The following is a 13,993-nucleotide window of genomic DNA, read 5'->3' on the forward strand; positions in this document are numbered from 1 at the left end:
ATCAAAGATTTGCGGAGTACGTCATGGCCATCGCCGTTCCCCTGAACGAGGGCGCCAGCCCCACCTTGAAGCAGAAGCTCAAGCGCGCCGAGCGGCTCAACCGCTGGAAAGCGCAGGCGCTGATTGCGCCGCTGGTGATTTTCCTGCTGCTGGTGTTTCTGGTGCCGATCGTGGCGCTGCTCTACAAAAGCGTCGGCAACCCGGAAGTGGTCGGCGGCCTGCCGCGCACCGTGGCCGCCATCGCCAGTTGGGACGGCCGTGGCCTGCCCGCTGAACCCGTCTACAAAGCGGCGAGCGAAGACCTCGCCGAGGCGCGCAAAAACCAGACTTTGGGCGATTTGTCCAAGCGCTTGAACATGGAGTTGGCCGGCTATCGCAGCCTGCTGACCAAAACTGCCCGGGCGCTGCCATTCGCCAGCGAACCGGCCTCTTATAAAGCAGCACTGGAAGCACTCGACGAGCGTTGGGGCGACCCGGCCTACTGGCAAGCGGTCAAACGCAACACTAGCAACATCACCGCGTATTACCTGCTGGCATCGGTCGATCACCGTATCGATGACCTCGGCGAAATCGCCCCGGCCACCCCGGATCAGGCGATCTACCTCGACATCTTCGCCCGTACCTTCTGGATGGGCCTGGTCATCACCGTGATTTGCCTGGTGCTCGCGTATCCGTTGGCGTACTTGCTGGCTAATCTGCCGTCGCGTCAGAGCAACCTGCTGATGATTCTGGTGCTGCTGCCATTCTGGACGTCGATTCTGGTGCGAGTGGCGGCGTGGATTGTGTTGCTGCAATCGGGCGGCCTCATCAACAGCGGGCTGATGGCGATGGGCATCATCGATAAGCCGCTGGAACTGGTATTCAACCGCACGGGCGTCTATATCTCGATGGTGCACATCCTGCTGCCGTTCATGATCCTGCCGATCTACAGCGTGATGAAAGGCATCTCGCCCACCTACATGCGCGCTGCGATCTCGCTGGGCTGCCATCCGTTTGCGAGTTTCTGGCGGGTGTACTTCCCGCAGACTTACGCAGGTGTCGGCGCCGGTTGCCTGTTGGTGTTCATCCTTGCCATCGGCTACTACATCACCCCGGCGCTGCTCGGTAGCCCGAACGATCAGATGGTCAGTTACTTCGTCGCCTTCTACACCAACACCAGCATCAACTGGGGCATGGCCACTGCGCTGGGTGGCTTGTTGCTGCTGGCGACCGTAGTGCTTTATCTGATCTACAGCTGGCTGGTGGGCGCCAGTCGCCTGCGCCTGAGCTAAGGGGAATTTGAAATGCTGAGTCCTTACATGTCGCCCATCGAACGGGTGTGGTTCTACAGCTTGCGGATCCTCTGCGGCTTGATTCTGCTGTTCCTGATTCTGCCGGTGCTGGTGATCATTCCGCTGTCGTTCAACTCGGGCAGTTTTCTGGTGTACCCGCTGCAAGGCTTCTCGCTGCAGTGGTACCACGACTTTTTCGCTTCGGCAGAATGGATGCGCGCGCTGAAGAACAGCATCATCGTCGCCCCGGCCGCGACCGTGCTGGCAATGATTTTCGGCACGCTGGCCGCCATTGGCCTGACCCGCGGCGACTTCCCCGGCAAGGCGCTGGTAATGGCGCTGGTGATTTCGCCGATGGTGGTGCCGGTGGTGATCATCGGTGTGGCGAGCTATCTGTTCTTCGCGCCGCTGGGCTTGGGCAACAGTTTTTTCTCGCTGATCGTGGTGCATGCGGTGCTGGGTGTGCCGTTCGTGATCATCACTGTTTCGGCGACGTTGCAGGGGTTCAACCATAATCTGGTGCGTGCCGCCGCGAGCCTTGGTGCGTCTCCGCTGACTGCGTTCCGCCGCGTGACCCTGCCGCTGATTGCGCCGGGGGTGATTTCCGGGGCGCTGTTTGCGTTTGCGACTTCGTTTGATGAAGTGGTGGTGACGCTGTTTCTCGCGGGGCCCGAGCAGGCGACGTTGCCTCGGCAGATGTTCAGCGGGATTCGCGAGAACCTGAGCCCGACGATTGCGGCTGCGGCGACTTTGTTGATTGCGTTCTCGGTCATTCTGTTGCTGACGCTGGAATGGCTGCGAGGGCGTAGCGAGAAACTGCGTACTGCTCAGGTTTAGTGGTTACCTTTAGATCCATTCCCCTCACCCCAGCCCTCTCCCAAAGGGAGAGGGGGAAAGGGAGCCGATTTGCGTGGTTTTCAAACCCGAGTTCGACTCGATATTCCATGTCGGTATAACTCGCAAGAACTGCTCGGTCAGTCCCCTCTCCCTCCGGGAGAGGGCTAGGGTGAGGGGCTCTTGGTCTTGCTATCAATTGACCATTCACCACCTGAATAGCAGACAACCCCAAATCCCCAGCTAATCTTGTGCCCAGCTCCCACATCTATAAGAGGCTGCGCACGATGAGTCTTTCCCAGTTCAAAATCGCTCACAAACTGATCACCGGCGCCGGGGCCATCGAGCAACTGGCGGCCGAACTCACTCGCCTCGATATCGACAATCCGCTTATCGTCACCGACGCCGCGCTGGTCAAGTCCGGCACCGTCGAGCTGGCTCTGTGCCAATTGGGCGGGCGCGAGTACGAGATTTTCGACCGCGTGCTGCCGGATCCGGAAATCGCTATCGTCGAAGACTGCATGCGCGCCTACCGCGAGGGCGGGCATGACGGTTTGATCGGCCTCGGTGGCGGCAGTGCCATCGACATCGCCAAAAGTGTCGCGGCGTATGCCGGTTACCACGGCGCGCTGGAGGATTTGTTCGGCGTCGACCAGGTGCCACGCAAAGGCCCGCCGCTGATCGCCATCCCCACCACCGCCGGCACCGGCTCGGAAGTGACCAACGTTGCCATTCTTTCGGACAAAGTCGCGCAACTGAAGAAGGGCATCGTCAGCGACTATCTATTACCGGACGTCGCGCTGGTCAGCCCGCAGATGACCCTGACTTGCCCGCGCAGCGTCACCGCTGCCAGTGGCGTCGATGCGCTGGTGCACGCGATCGAATCCTATCTGTCGGTCAACGCATCGCCAATCACCGATTCCCTCGCCATTGGCGCAATCAAACTGATCGCCAGCGCCTTGCCCAAGGCCTACGCGAACGGCGCCAATCTGCAAGCGCGCGAAGACATGGCCACCGCAAGCCTGATGGCCGGTATGGCGTTCGGCAATGCCGGGGTCGGCGCGGTGCATGCGCTGGCGTATCCGCTGGGCGGGCGATTCAACATTGCCCACGGCGTCAGTAACGCCTTGCTGCTGCCGTATGTGATGACCTGGAACAAGATGGCCTGCGTCGAGCGCATGCAGGATATTGCCGAAGCCATGGGGGTGAAGACCGCGCATCTGAGTCTCAACGAGGCAGCGGACAAAGCCGTGCAGGCCATGACCGATCTGTGCGCGGCGGTGGAAATTCCTGCCGGGCTGCGCAGTTTTGGCGTGCCCGAAGAAGCGATCCCGGCCATGGCCGTGGAGGCCGCGGGCATCGAGCGTCTGATGCGTAACAACCCGCGCAAGCTCAGCGCTGCGGATATCGAGAAGATTTACCGCGCGGCGTACTGATCCGCCGTCGACTATCGGTCATGGCACAACCCAATCATCGCGGTCACGGTGCGCGCGCGGAAACTTGAGGTATACAATGCGCGCCATCGTGATTTAGCTCAGAAAAGGTGCGTCATGCAGCCCTTCGTAATTGCTCCGTCGATTCTCTCCGCCGACTTTGCCCGCCTCGGCGAAGAAGTGGACAACGTCCTCGCCGCTGGCGCCGACTTCGTCCACTTCGATGTCATGGACAACCACTACGTGCCCAACCTGACCATCGGCCCGATGGTGTGCGCGGCACTGCGCAAGTACGGCGTTACCGCGCCAATCGACGCGCACCTGATGGTCAGCCCGGTGGATCGCATTGTTGGCGACTTCATCGAAGCCGGCGCGACTTACATCACCTTCCACCCGGAAGCCACGCTGCACGTCGATCGCTCGCTGCAACTGATCCGCGAGGGCGGCTGCAAATCCGGTCTGGTGTTCAACCCGGCGACCCCGCTGGACGTGCTCAAGTACGTCATCGACAAAGTCGACATGGTCTTGCTGATGAGCGTCAATCCGGGTTTCGGCGGGCAGAAGTTCATTCCCGGCACCCTCGACAAACTGCGCGAAGCACGGGCGATCATCGATGCGTCGGGCCGTGACATCCGTCTGGAAATTGATGGCGGCGTCAACGTTAACAACATCCGTGAAATCGCCGCCGCTGGCGCCGACACCTTTGTCGCCGGCTCGGCGATCTTCAATGCGCCGAACTATCAGGACGTCATCGACAAGATGCGCTCCGAACTGGCGCTGACTCGTCCATGAGTGGTTTTGAGCAGCTGTTCCCGGGCAAACTGCCACGGTTGGTGATGTTCGATCTGGATGGCACGCTGATCGACTCGGTTCCCGACCTGGCGGCAGCGGTGGACAACATGCTGCTCAGCCTCGGCCGCCAGCCTGCGGGCATCGAGTCGGTGCGCGAGTGGGTGGGCAACGGCGCGCCGGTATTGGTGCGTCGGGCTCTGGCCGGCGGCATCGATCATTCGGCGGTGGATGACGTCGAGGCCGAACACGCGCTGGAAGTGTTCATGGACGCCTACGGCGCTAGCCATGAACTGACCGTGGTTTATCCGGGCGTGCGCGACACCCTCAAATGGCTGCAAAAGCAGGGCGTGGCCATGGCGCTGATCACCAACAAGCCGGAGCGTTTCGTCGCGCCGTTGCTGGATCAGATGAAGATCGGCCGCTACTTCAAGTGGATCATCGGCGGCGATACCCTGCCGCAGCAGAAACCTGATCCGGCGGCGCTGTTCTTCGTGATGAAAATGGCCAACATCCCGGCCTCGCAATCGCTGTTCGTCGGCGACTCGCGCAGCGACGTGCTGGCGGCGAAAGCGGCGGGGGTCAAGTGTGTGGCGCTGAGCTACGGCTACAACCACGGCCGACCGATTGCCGAGGAATCCCCGGCATTGGTGATCGACGATCTGCGCAAGCTAATTCCCGGTTGCCTGGATCTGGCCGGTGGGATAACGTTGCCCGACGCTGTTCAACCCCCTTCTGGAAACGCCATCGTGGTGGTCACCCGCAAACTCTGGATGAAAGTCATCAAGGCCCTGGCCCGCTGGCGTTGGCGCGCCTGACTTGTTCCTGGCCGGCCTGCCGGCGCGTTTGCACACCTGACTGATGACACCTCACACCACGAGGCACCCTATGATCCGCGAAGAATTCCTGCGCTTGGCCGCTGACGGCTACAACCGCATTCCGTTGGCCTGCGAAACCCTGGCCGATTTCGACACGCCGCTGTCGATCTACCTGAAACTGGCCGACAAGCCCAACTCCTACCTGCTCGAATCGGTGCAGGGCGGCGAAAAATGGGGCCGTTATTCGATCATCGGCCTGCCGTGCCGCACCGTGCTGCGGGTTCACGACCATCACGTCAGCATCACCGTCGATGGCGTCGAGACCGAAAGCCACGACGTCGAAGACCCACTGGCCTTCGTCGAAACCTTCAAGGCCCGCTACAACGTGCCGACCATCGCCGGTCTGCCGCGTTTCAACGGTGGTCTGGTCGGTTATTTCGGTTACGACTGCGTGCGCTATGTCGAGAAGCGTTTGGGCAAATGCCCGAACCCGGATCCACTGGGCGTGCCGGACATTTTGCTGATGGTCTCCGATGCGGTCGTCGTGTTCGACAACCTTGCCGGCAAGGTGCACGCGATTGTACTGGCTGATCCGGCGCAGGCGGATGCCTACGAGCAAGGTCAGGCGCGTTTGCAGGAATTGCTCGAGCAACTGCGCCAGCCGATTACTCCGCGTCGCGGCCTCGACTTCAGCAAGCAGCAGTCGGCCGACCCGGTGTTCCGCTCCAGTTTCACCCAGAACGATTACGAAAAAGCCGTCGAGACCATCAAGGAATACATCCTTGCCGGTGACTGCATGCAGGTCGTGCCGTCGCAGCGCATGTCGATCGACTTCAAGGCTGCGCCGATCGACCTGTACCGCGCACTGCGTTGCTTCAATCCGACGCCGTACATGTACTTCTTCAACTTCGGCGACTTCCATGTCGTCGGCAGTTCGCCGGAAGTGCTGGTGCGGGTCGAAGACAACCTGATCACCGTGCGCCCGATTGCCGGTACTCGCCCACGCGGCGCGACCGAAGAAGCGGATCTGGCGCTGGAAGTAGACTTGCTGTCGGATGACAAAGAGATCGCCGAGCACTTGATGCTGATCGATCTGGGTCGTAACGATACGGGGCGCGTCTCGGAAATCGGTTCGGTGAAACTCACCGAAAAAATGGTCATCGAGCGTTATTCCAACGTGATGCACATCGTGTCCAACGTTACCGGTCAGTTGAAGGAAGGCCTGACGGCGATGGACGCGCTACGAGCGATTCTGCCGGCGGGCACTTTGTCCGGTGCGCCGAAGATTCGTGCGATGGAAATCATCGATGAGCTGGAACCGGTCAAGCGTGGCGTGTATGGCGGCGCGGTCGGTTACTTCGCGTGGAACGGCAACATGGACACGGCGATTGCGATTCGCACCGCGGTGATCAAGGACGGCGAGCTGCATGTGCAGGCCGGTGGCGGCATCGTCGCCGATTCGGTGCCGGCGCTGGAATGGGAAGAAACCCTGAACAAACGCCGCGCGATGTTCCGCGCCGTGGCACTGGCCGAGCAAACGCCGGACGCCTGAGACTGCACCACAACCTGTGGGAGCGAGCTTGCTCGCGAAAGCGGCGTGTCAGCTGACATTAATGGCGACTGACACGCCCTCTTCGCGAGCAAGCTCGCTCCCACATTCGATTTGTGTGTAGCCATAAAAAAGCGGCGCCTTGTGAGGGCGCCGCTTTTTTATACCTGCGATTTAGAAATCCAACACCACCCCAACGTTGATCCCTTGCTGGGTAAAGTCATCATCCTTGCGAACATTGTAGCTGGCACGCAGCGCCAGGTCTTTGGTGAGGTTGTGGCTCACGCCCAGGTTCAAGCGATTGAGGTTGGTCTGCGGGGTATAGCCTTCCAGGGTGTAGTGGTTGCCCGGCAGGCTGTTGAGATTCATCGTCACATCCTGGGCGTCATCGTTGTACTCACGCTCGTGAGCCAATTCACCGAACACCTGGGTTTGCGAAGTGATCTGGTATTTGCCCTGAATCCCGAGACCGAGACGCCGGGAGATGCGCGACTGATCATCGAATGTCAGCGCGGTGGAGTCAGCGCCGTCCTCTGAATAACCATCGACCTCGACCTTGGCGAAATCAGCACTCACGAAGGGTGACAGGTGCCATGGGCTGCTCGCCTCTGGCGCGATGTCGTAACCCACGCGTCCGCTGAAGGCCAACACATAGCCGTCGGTGTCGCCTTTCTCGCCGCGCTCGTTCGCCCCCAACTGGAATTTACGCTTGAGGCTGTCGTAATCCAGGTGCCCGGCGGTCACGGCCGCGTCACCCCACCAGCGGTTCTGCTGGTACTGGGCGAAAGCGGTGCCCATGTAGGTGTTCAGCTTGTAGTCGGAATCATGCTCGCCAGCTTCGAGTTTCTGGTTGTAGAACCCGGCCGCCAGGCCAACGCGCCAGGCGTCGTTGAGGCGGTAGCTGCCACCGATGTTCAAGTTGTAGCCATTGCCGTCGGCGCTGGCGCCGCTGTCCTGAGAGTCGAAGTCCTGATGCTGGCCGCCGCCGGCGACAATCGCGCGCCATTGGCCAACGCCTTGCCAGTTTTGCCAGTCGGCCAGCCACTGGTTGCGCAGTTCATCCTGATGCGAGCGCAGGGTGCCTTGCGCCATCTCTGGCAACAGGGTCGCTTCCCACGGCGCGGCCAACAGCGAGTAAGCGTAATCGGCGATCAGACGCTGGCCGGCTTCGGTGGGGTGAACTGCATCGTTGTAGATCAGCTTGGTCGGGTCTGGCGTCGCACTGTTGATCCCGTACCGGGCATTTTCGGTGCAGCCGTTGCCGCTGAAGCAGGTGGCGCTGAGGTTCTGGTCGGTGGCCAGACCGAACTGGCCCGGGTTGGCAAACGACTCTTTGAGCAGCACCGGAATGTTCAGTGGGATCACGTTGGCGTTGACGCGCTGCAACTGGCTGACCAGTTCGGTGTTGAACTGATTGCTGAGCTGGGACGTGAGCGCTTGCAGTGGAGTGCCATTGAAGGCCGGGGTGAAGCCGATGTCCGGCAGCAGCCATACCATGATGTAACGGGCGCCGGCTTGTTGCAGGGTTTGCGCGCTGCTCGCCAGACGATCAGCCGCAGCGCTGGCCTGTGGCAGACTGGTCACGCGCCCCTGAAGGAAGTCATTGCCGCCCCCCGAGAGGTAATACAACGCATTCGGATCGGCGCGAAAGCCGTTCGACGGCAGGTAACCGGCGCGGGTGCGTTCACCGGTGGCGGATTGCGTAGTGATCGAATCGAGAATCTGGTCGGTGCGATAGCCGCCTACCGCCCAGTTGCTACCATCGGCCAGCCCGTCGCTCGCGCGTACTGCCGATGACGAGGACGCCGTCTGATCCGGCGAGAACCCCAGTTTGCCGCCGAGGATCTGCGTCGCATTGAGCGAGCGCAATTCGCCGCTGCCATCCAGATACACCGGGCCGGTGCGGTTGGTGTAGCGCTGGGTGGCGCCGTCCGGGCCGCCGCTGTCGCTAAAGGTGCCGGCGTCATTGAGGCTGTCGCCGAAAACAATGAAATTCGAATAAGGATTGGGCGCGGCATTCGCCTGCGCACAGGCCAATGCGAGCAAGCAGCTGGCCAGCGGTACAAACAACGTCTGTTTGATCATGAGCAAGTCCGTTTATTTATTGTTGTAGGTGAACAAAACGACAGTACCAAAAACTTCCGGCCTTTTGCCATCGGTCGCGAATCCTCCTCTGGATTTATCCCCCACAGGCCCGGCCATATTGCACGCTCCGCCCAGCTAAGTTACTGTGCTGGAACGTATGAACGAGACCTTCCCCGTGTTGATCACCAGCAAACTTCTGGATCAAGTCATCAAGGCACACGCCCGTTGGCGTTGGCGCGCCTGAATCTTTTCTGCCGGCCCGGCCGGATCTGTATCGCTTTGCCTTCCTTGCTCGTTTGAATTGCCGCTTTGCCGACGCCCCTTGTGCGTCCGACATCGTGCAGCGCCCTGCGGGCAAGTCATCTGAAGGCTGTCTTCAAGTCAGAATTCAAGAGGTTCGAAACGCCATGTTGCTGATGATCGACAACTACGACTCCTTTACTTACAACGTTGTGCAATACCTCGGCGAGCTGGGTGCCGAAGTCAAAGTCGTGCGCAACGACGAATTGACCATCGCCGAAATCGAAGCGCTTAACCCCGAGCGCATCGTGGTGTCCCCCGGCCCTTGCACGCCGACCGAAGCCGGTATTTCCATCGAGGCTATCAAGCACTTCGCCGGCAAACTGCCGATTCTTGGCGTCTGCCTCGGCCACCAGTCTATCGGCCAGGCCTTTGGCGGCGACGTGGTGCGCGCCCGCCAGGTAATGCACGGTAAGACTAGTCCGGTATTCCATGAGGACAAGGGCGTTTTCGCTGGCCTGAATCATCCGCTGACAGTCACCCGCTACCACTCGCTGATCGTCAAGCACGATACTTTGCCCGATTGCCTGGAACTGACCGCGTGGACGCAACACGATGACGGCTCAGTCGACGAAATCATGGGCCTGCGTCACAAGACCCTGAACATTGAGGGCGTACAGTTCCACCCCGAGTCGATCCTGACTGAGCAGGGCCATGAACTGTTTGCCAACTTCCTCAAACAAACCGGCGGCACGCGCTAAGGACTTCCCATGAATATCAAGACAGCCCTGAGCCGTATCGTCGAGCACCTCGACCTCAGCACCGAAGAAATGCGCGATGTGATGCGCGAAATCATGACCGGCCAATGCAGCGACGCGCAGATTGGCGCGTTCATGATGGCCATGCGCATGAAAAGCGAAAGCATCGACGAGATTGTCGGCGCCGTGTCGGTCATGCGTGAGCTGGCCGATCAAGTCGAACTGAAGACTCTCGACGGTGTGGTCGATGTGGTTGGCACCGGCGGTGACGGCGCGAACATTTTCAACGTGTCCACCGCCTCTTCGTTTGTGGTTGCCGCTGCCGGTTGCACCGTGGCCAAGCACGGCAATCGTGCGGTCTCGGGCAAGAGCGGCAGCGCCGACTTGCTCGAAGCAGCCGGTATCTACCTCAATCTGACGCCGGTTCAAGTCGCCCGTTGCATCGACAACGTCGGCATCGGTTTCATGTTTGCCCAGACCCATCACAAAGCCATGAAGTACGCCGCCGGCCCGCGCCGCGATCTCGGCCTGCGTACGCTGTTCAACATGCTCGGCCCGCTTACGAATCCGGCCGGTGTGAAACATCAGGTGGTGGGTGTGTTTACTCAGGCCTTGTGCCGGCCTCTGGCCGAAGTCTTGCAGCGTCTGGGCAGTAAACATGTGCTGGTGGTGCATTCGAAGGACGGTCTGGACGAGTTCAGTCTCGCCGCGCCGACTTTTGTCGCCGAGCTGAAAAACAACGAAATCACCGAATATTGGGTCGAGCCGGAAGATCTGGGCATGAAGAGCCAGAGCCTGCACGGCTTGTCGGTCGATGGCCCGGAAGCGTCGCTGGCGCTGATCCGCGATGCACTGGGCAAGCGTAAAACCGAAAACGGCCAGAAAGCCGCTGAAATGATTGTGCTCAACGCCGGTGCAGCGCTGTATGCCGCCGACGTCGCCAGCAGTTTGAAACAGGGCGTGGAGCTTGCGCACGACGCCCTGCACACCGGCCTCGCTCGGGAGAAACTCGAGGAGCTGGGTGCCTTTACCGCGGTATTCAGAGTGGAGAATGAGGGATGAGTGTACCGACGGTTCTGGAAAACATTCTGGCCCGCAAAGTTCAGGAAGTCGCCGAGCGTAGCGCCCGCGTGAGCCTGAGCGAGCTGGAAAGTCTGGCCAAGGCGGCCGATGCACCCCGTGGATTTGCCCAGGCATTGCTGGCGCAGGCCAAGAAGAAACAACCGGCGGTGATTGCCGAAATCAAGAAAGCCTCGCCGAGCAAAGGCGTGATCCGCGAGAACTTCGTTCCGGCCGACATCGCCAAAAGCTACGAGAAGGGCGGGGCGACTTGTCTTTCGGTGCTGACCGACATCGATTACTTCCAGGGCGCCGACGCGTATCTGCAACAGGCTCGCACTGCGTGCATGCTGCCGGTGATCCGCAAGGACTTCATGATCGATCCGTACCAGATCGTCGAAGCCCGCGCACTGGGTGCCGACTGTGTGCTGTTGATCGTCTCCGCGCTGGACGATGTGAAAATGGCCGAACTGGCTGCGGTGGCCAAAGGCGTCGGTCTCGATGTGCTGGTGGAAGTGCACGACGGTGATGAACTGGAGCGCGCGTTGAAAACACTCGACACACCACTGGTCGGGGTCAACAACCGCAACCTGCATACCTTCGACGTCAGCCTGGAAACCACCCTCGATTTGTTGCCGCGTATTCCGCGCGATCGTCTGGTGATCACCGAGAGCGGCATCCTCAATCGTGCCGATGTCGAGCTGATGGAAATCAGCGACGTTTATGCGTTTCTGGTCGGCGAGGCATTCATGCGTGCGGAGAGCCCGGGCACTGAATTGCAGCGTCTGTTTTTTCCGGAACGAGGCGTTTCGATCAGCGGTTCGACGCTCGACTGATTCCTACAGACCGAGTCGATCCATTCGCGAGCAAGCTCGCTCCCACATTGGAAAACATTCCCCTGTGGGAGCGAGCTTGCTCGCGAATAGGCCTTCAAAACCAATAGAGATTCCAAGCCTGCCGGAGTCGTTAATGTCGTTGCCAACCTCCCTCACTATCGAAGCCGGCCTGCAAGCCGAACAGGATCTACTGGCCTCAGTCTGCGCCGGTCATTCAGAGTTCGGCCTTCTATTCTGGCAACCCAATGACCGCGCGCTGGTCATGCCTCGTCGTCTCAATCGTCTACCCGGTTTCGATCACGCCTGTGAAGTCTCCGCCGCCGCCGGCTGGCCAGTGCTCCTTCGCGAGACGGGCGGTGAACCTGTCCCGCAATCCGCTTCGACCATCAACATCGCACTGGTCTACGCACCACCGCGCAGCGAAGGCGATCTGAATCGCATCGAAACGGGCTACCGGCGTCTTTGCGATCCGATTTGTCAGTTGCTGGATGAGTTGGGCGGTACGTCGTCACTGGGTGAAATTGACGGTGCGTTCTGCGACGGTCGCTTCAACGTCAATCTCGACGGCCGCAAAATGGTCGGCACCGCCCAACGCTGGCGTCAGAGTCAGGGGGGGCAGCGTCCGGTGGGTTTAGTGCACGGTGCGATGTTGATGGATAACGAGCGCGAATCGATGGTGGCGGCAGTCAATCGCTTCAACGAAGCCTGTGGCCTCGAGCAACGGGTGCGCGCGCAAAGCCACATTGCCCTGTATGAAAAATTCAACGCGCCACAGGCATTGGCGCGTCTTGATGAGTTGTTTCGTTTGATGCTGGCGCAGATGTACAGCGCTTAGCGTGTACCGAAGACCACCATGGTCTTGCCTTTCACATCGACCAGGTTGCGTTCTTCAAGATCCTTGAGCACGCGACCGACCATCTCCCGCGAACAGCCGACAATCCGCCCGATCTCCTGACGCGTCACCTTGATCTGCATGCCGTCGGGATGGGTCATCGCATCCGGCTGTTTGCACAGTTCCAGCAGGCAACGGGCGACACGACCGGTCACGTCGAAGAACGCCAGATCGCCGACCTTGCGCGTAGTGTTGCGCAAGCGTTGTGCGATTTGTCCGCTGAGCACGTAAAGAATGTCTGGATCCTGTTGCGACAATTCGCGGAATTTCACGTAACTGATTTCCGCCACTTCGCATTCAACCTTGGCCCGCACCCAGGCGCTGCGTTGCTGTTCCTGGCCAGCCTGTTCGAACAGGCCCAGTTCACCGAAGAAGTCCCCGGCGTTCAGGTAAGCGATGATCATCTCGCGACCGTCGTCATCTTCGATCAGGATCGTCACCGAGCCTTTGATGATGAAGTACAGCGTATCCGAACGGTCGCCGGCACAGATGATGTTGCTCTTGGCTGCATGACGACGGCGCTGACAATGCATCAACAGCTTGTCGAGGTTCTTGATTTTGGGTGTGGGGGTAATAGCAACCATGGTTGTATCCCGAAAAGACTGCACGGTGATGTTTGATTTTTTATGAGGCGCTGAAGATGGTCGCTACACAGCTGGCAAGGGCGCCAGCGAATTGGCGCCAGCTTACCAGACACTTCGTCGCAAATTCGAGAAATTACCTACACAGTTGGAGCATTCGTCCTAGGAAGGCTGCGCGCTGTCAGGGCAATTCCCTGTGCTAAGCTGGCGACCCTTTTTTTACAGTGGAGTCTGGGCGATGAAGGCACGCATCCAATGGGCTGGCGAAGCCATGTTCCTCGGCGAATCCGGTAGCGGTCATGTCGTGGTCATGGACGGTCCGCCGGACGCCGGTGGTCGTAATCTGGGTGTCCGCCCGATGGAGATGCTCCTGCTGGGTGTCGGCGGTTGCAGCAACTTCGACGTGGTCAGCATTCTGAAGAAGTCCCGTCAGGCCGTTGAAAGCTGTGAAGCCTTCCTCGAAGCCGAGCGTGCCACCGAAGACCCGAAGGTGTTCACCAAGATCCACATGCACTTCGTGGTCAAGGGCCGTGGCCTGAAAGAAGCCCAGGTTAAACGCGCCATCGAACTGTCTGCCGAGAAGTATTGTTCGGCCTCGATCATGCTCGGCGCAGCTGGCGTGGCGATCACCCACGATTACGAAATCGTCGAACTCGGTTGAAGCGACATTCAACTATCATAAAAGCAGTGCAGACTCTGGCGATCCCCCGCTGACGTCTGCATAATGCGCCACTTTTTTCAGGGCAGTGATCGGTCAATCGACGGGTCATCCGCCTGAACAGATAACCAAAATCGCCATCGCGAAGAGGTGTTAACCGTCCTACGCAGGTGCGTTGTTCGCATTTGAC

At 59.9% G+C, this 13,993-nt stretch carries 13 protein-coding genes; 11 read left to right on the plus strand and 2 right to left on the minus strand.

What is annotated here, in order from left to right:
• The first annotated feature begins 23 nt into the window (after positions 1-23).
• The 6 genes from ACIQVE_RS23490 to trpE all read left to right on the plus strand — a co-directional run bounded on the left by ACIQVE_RS23490 (position 24) and on the right by trpE (position 6,697).
• Positions 24-1,271 carry an ABC transporter permease gene (locus ACIQVE_RS23490; RefSeq protein ID WP_402812839.1) on the plus strand — a complete coding sequence of 416 codons (1,248 nt, stop codon included), beginning with the start codon at positions 24-26 and terminating at the stop codon, positions 1,269-1,271.
• Between the two features lie 12 nt (positions 1,272-1,283).
• Positions 1,284-2,108: an ABC transporter permease gene (locus ACIQVE_RS23495; protein WP_008084123.1), complete on the plus strand. Its 825-nt coding sequence runs from the start codon at positions 1,284-1,286 to the stop codon at positions 2,106-2,108.
• Positions 2,109-2,392: 284 nt separating this feature from the next.
• Positions 2,393-3,541, plus strand: a complete 1,149-nt coding sequence (locus ACIQVE_RS23500) for an iron-containing alcohol dehydrogenase (RefSeq protein WP_402812841.1) — start codon at positions 2,393-2,395, stop codon at positions 3,539-3,541.
• A 114-nt stretch (positions 3,542-3,655) separates the two neighbouring features.
• Entirely contained in the window at positions 3,656-4,330 is a 675-nt protein-coding gene (gene rpe / locus ACIQVE_RS23505) for a ribulose-phosphate 3-epimerase (protein ID WP_402812843.1), read from the plus strand.
• On the plus strand, positions 4,327-5,145 hold the full coding sequence (locus ACIQVE_RS23510; protein WP_402812845.1) for a phosphoglycolate phosphatase: 819 nt from the start codon (positions 4,327-4,329) through the stop codon (positions 5,143-5,145). Before rpe ends, ACIQVE_RS23510 begins: the two co-directional genes overlap by 4 nt.
• 70 nt (positions 5,146-5,215) lie before the next feature.
• Positions 5,216-6,697, plus strand: a complete 1,482-nt coding sequence (gene trpE / locus ACIQVE_RS23515) for an anthranilate synthase component I (RefSeq protein ID WP_402812848.1) — start codon at positions 5,216-5,218, stop codon at positions 6,695-6,697.
• 171 nt (positions 6,698-6,868) lie between these two features.
• On the opposite strand, the gene estP is transcribed toward trpE, so the two are convergent.
• Positions 6,869-8,779, minus strand: a complete 1,911-nt coding sequence (gene estP / locus ACIQVE_RS23520) for an esterase EstP (protein ID WP_402812851.1) — start codon at positions 8,777-8,779, stop codon at positions 6,869-6,871.
• A 407-nt stretch (positions 8,780-9,186) separates the two neighbouring features.
• On the opposite strand from estP, the gene ACIQVE_RS23525 reads away from it, so the two are divergent.
• The 4 genes from ACIQVE_RS23525 (at position 9,187) to ACIQVE_RS23540 (ending at position 12,507) form a co-directional block, all read left to right on the plus strand.
• A complete protein-coding gene (locus ACIQVE_RS23525) occupies positions 9,187-9,780 on the plus strand; it encodes an aminodeoxychorismate/anthranilate synthase component II (protein WP_025113531.1) in 594 nt (197 codons plus the stop codon).
• 9 nt (positions 9,781-9,789) lie between these two features.
• Positions 9,790-10,839 carry an anthranilate phosphoribosyltransferase gene (gene trpD / locus ACIQVE_RS23530; protein WP_402812853.1) on the plus strand — a complete coding sequence of 350 codons (1,050 nt, stop codon included), beginning with the start codon at positions 9,790-9,792 and terminating at the stop codon, positions 10,837-10,839.
• Complete coding sequence (gene trpC, locus ACIQVE_RS23535; protein WP_402812855.1) at positions 10,836-11,672, plus strand: indole-3-glycerol phosphate synthase TrpC; 837 nt, start codon at positions 10,836-10,838, stop codon at positions 11,670-11,672. The genes trpD and trpC overlap by 4 nt, the downstream gene beginning before the upstream one ends.
• A gap of 133 nt (positions 11,673-11,805) precedes the next feature.
• Positions 11,806-12,507, plus strand: a complete 702-nt coding sequence (locus ACIQVE_RS23540) for a biotin/lipoate A/B protein ligase family protein (RefSeq protein WP_402812857.1) — start codon at positions 11,806-11,808, stop codon at positions 12,505-12,507.
• Here the strand turns inward: ACIQVE_RS23540 and crp are convergent.
• Positions 12,504-13,148, minus strand: a complete 645-nt coding sequence (gene crp / locus ACIQVE_RS23545) for a cAMP-activated global transcriptional regulator CRP (RefSeq protein WP_150601818.1) — start codon at positions 13,146-13,148, stop codon at positions 12,504-12,506. The two genes, ACIQVE_RS23540 and crp, sit on opposite strands and share 4 nt — an antisense overlap.
• Before the next feature lie 235 nt (positions 13,149-13,383).
• Between crp and ACIQVE_RS23550 the strand changes: the two genes are divergently transcribed.
• Positions 13,384-13,806 (plus strand): OsmC family protein, encoded by a 423-nt coding sequence (locus ACIQVE_RS23550; RefSeq protein ID WP_003228794.1) that lies wholly within the window; start codon positions 13,384-13,386, stop codon positions 13,804-13,806.
• Positions 13,807-13,993 lie beyond the last annotated feature (187 nt).

Origin of the sequence: Pseudomonas sp. NPDC098747 (assembly GCF_044760045.1) — a bacterium.
Taxonomy (GTDB): Bacteria; Pseudomonadota; Gammaproteobacteria; order Pseudomonadales; family Pseudomonadaceae; genus Aquipseudomonas.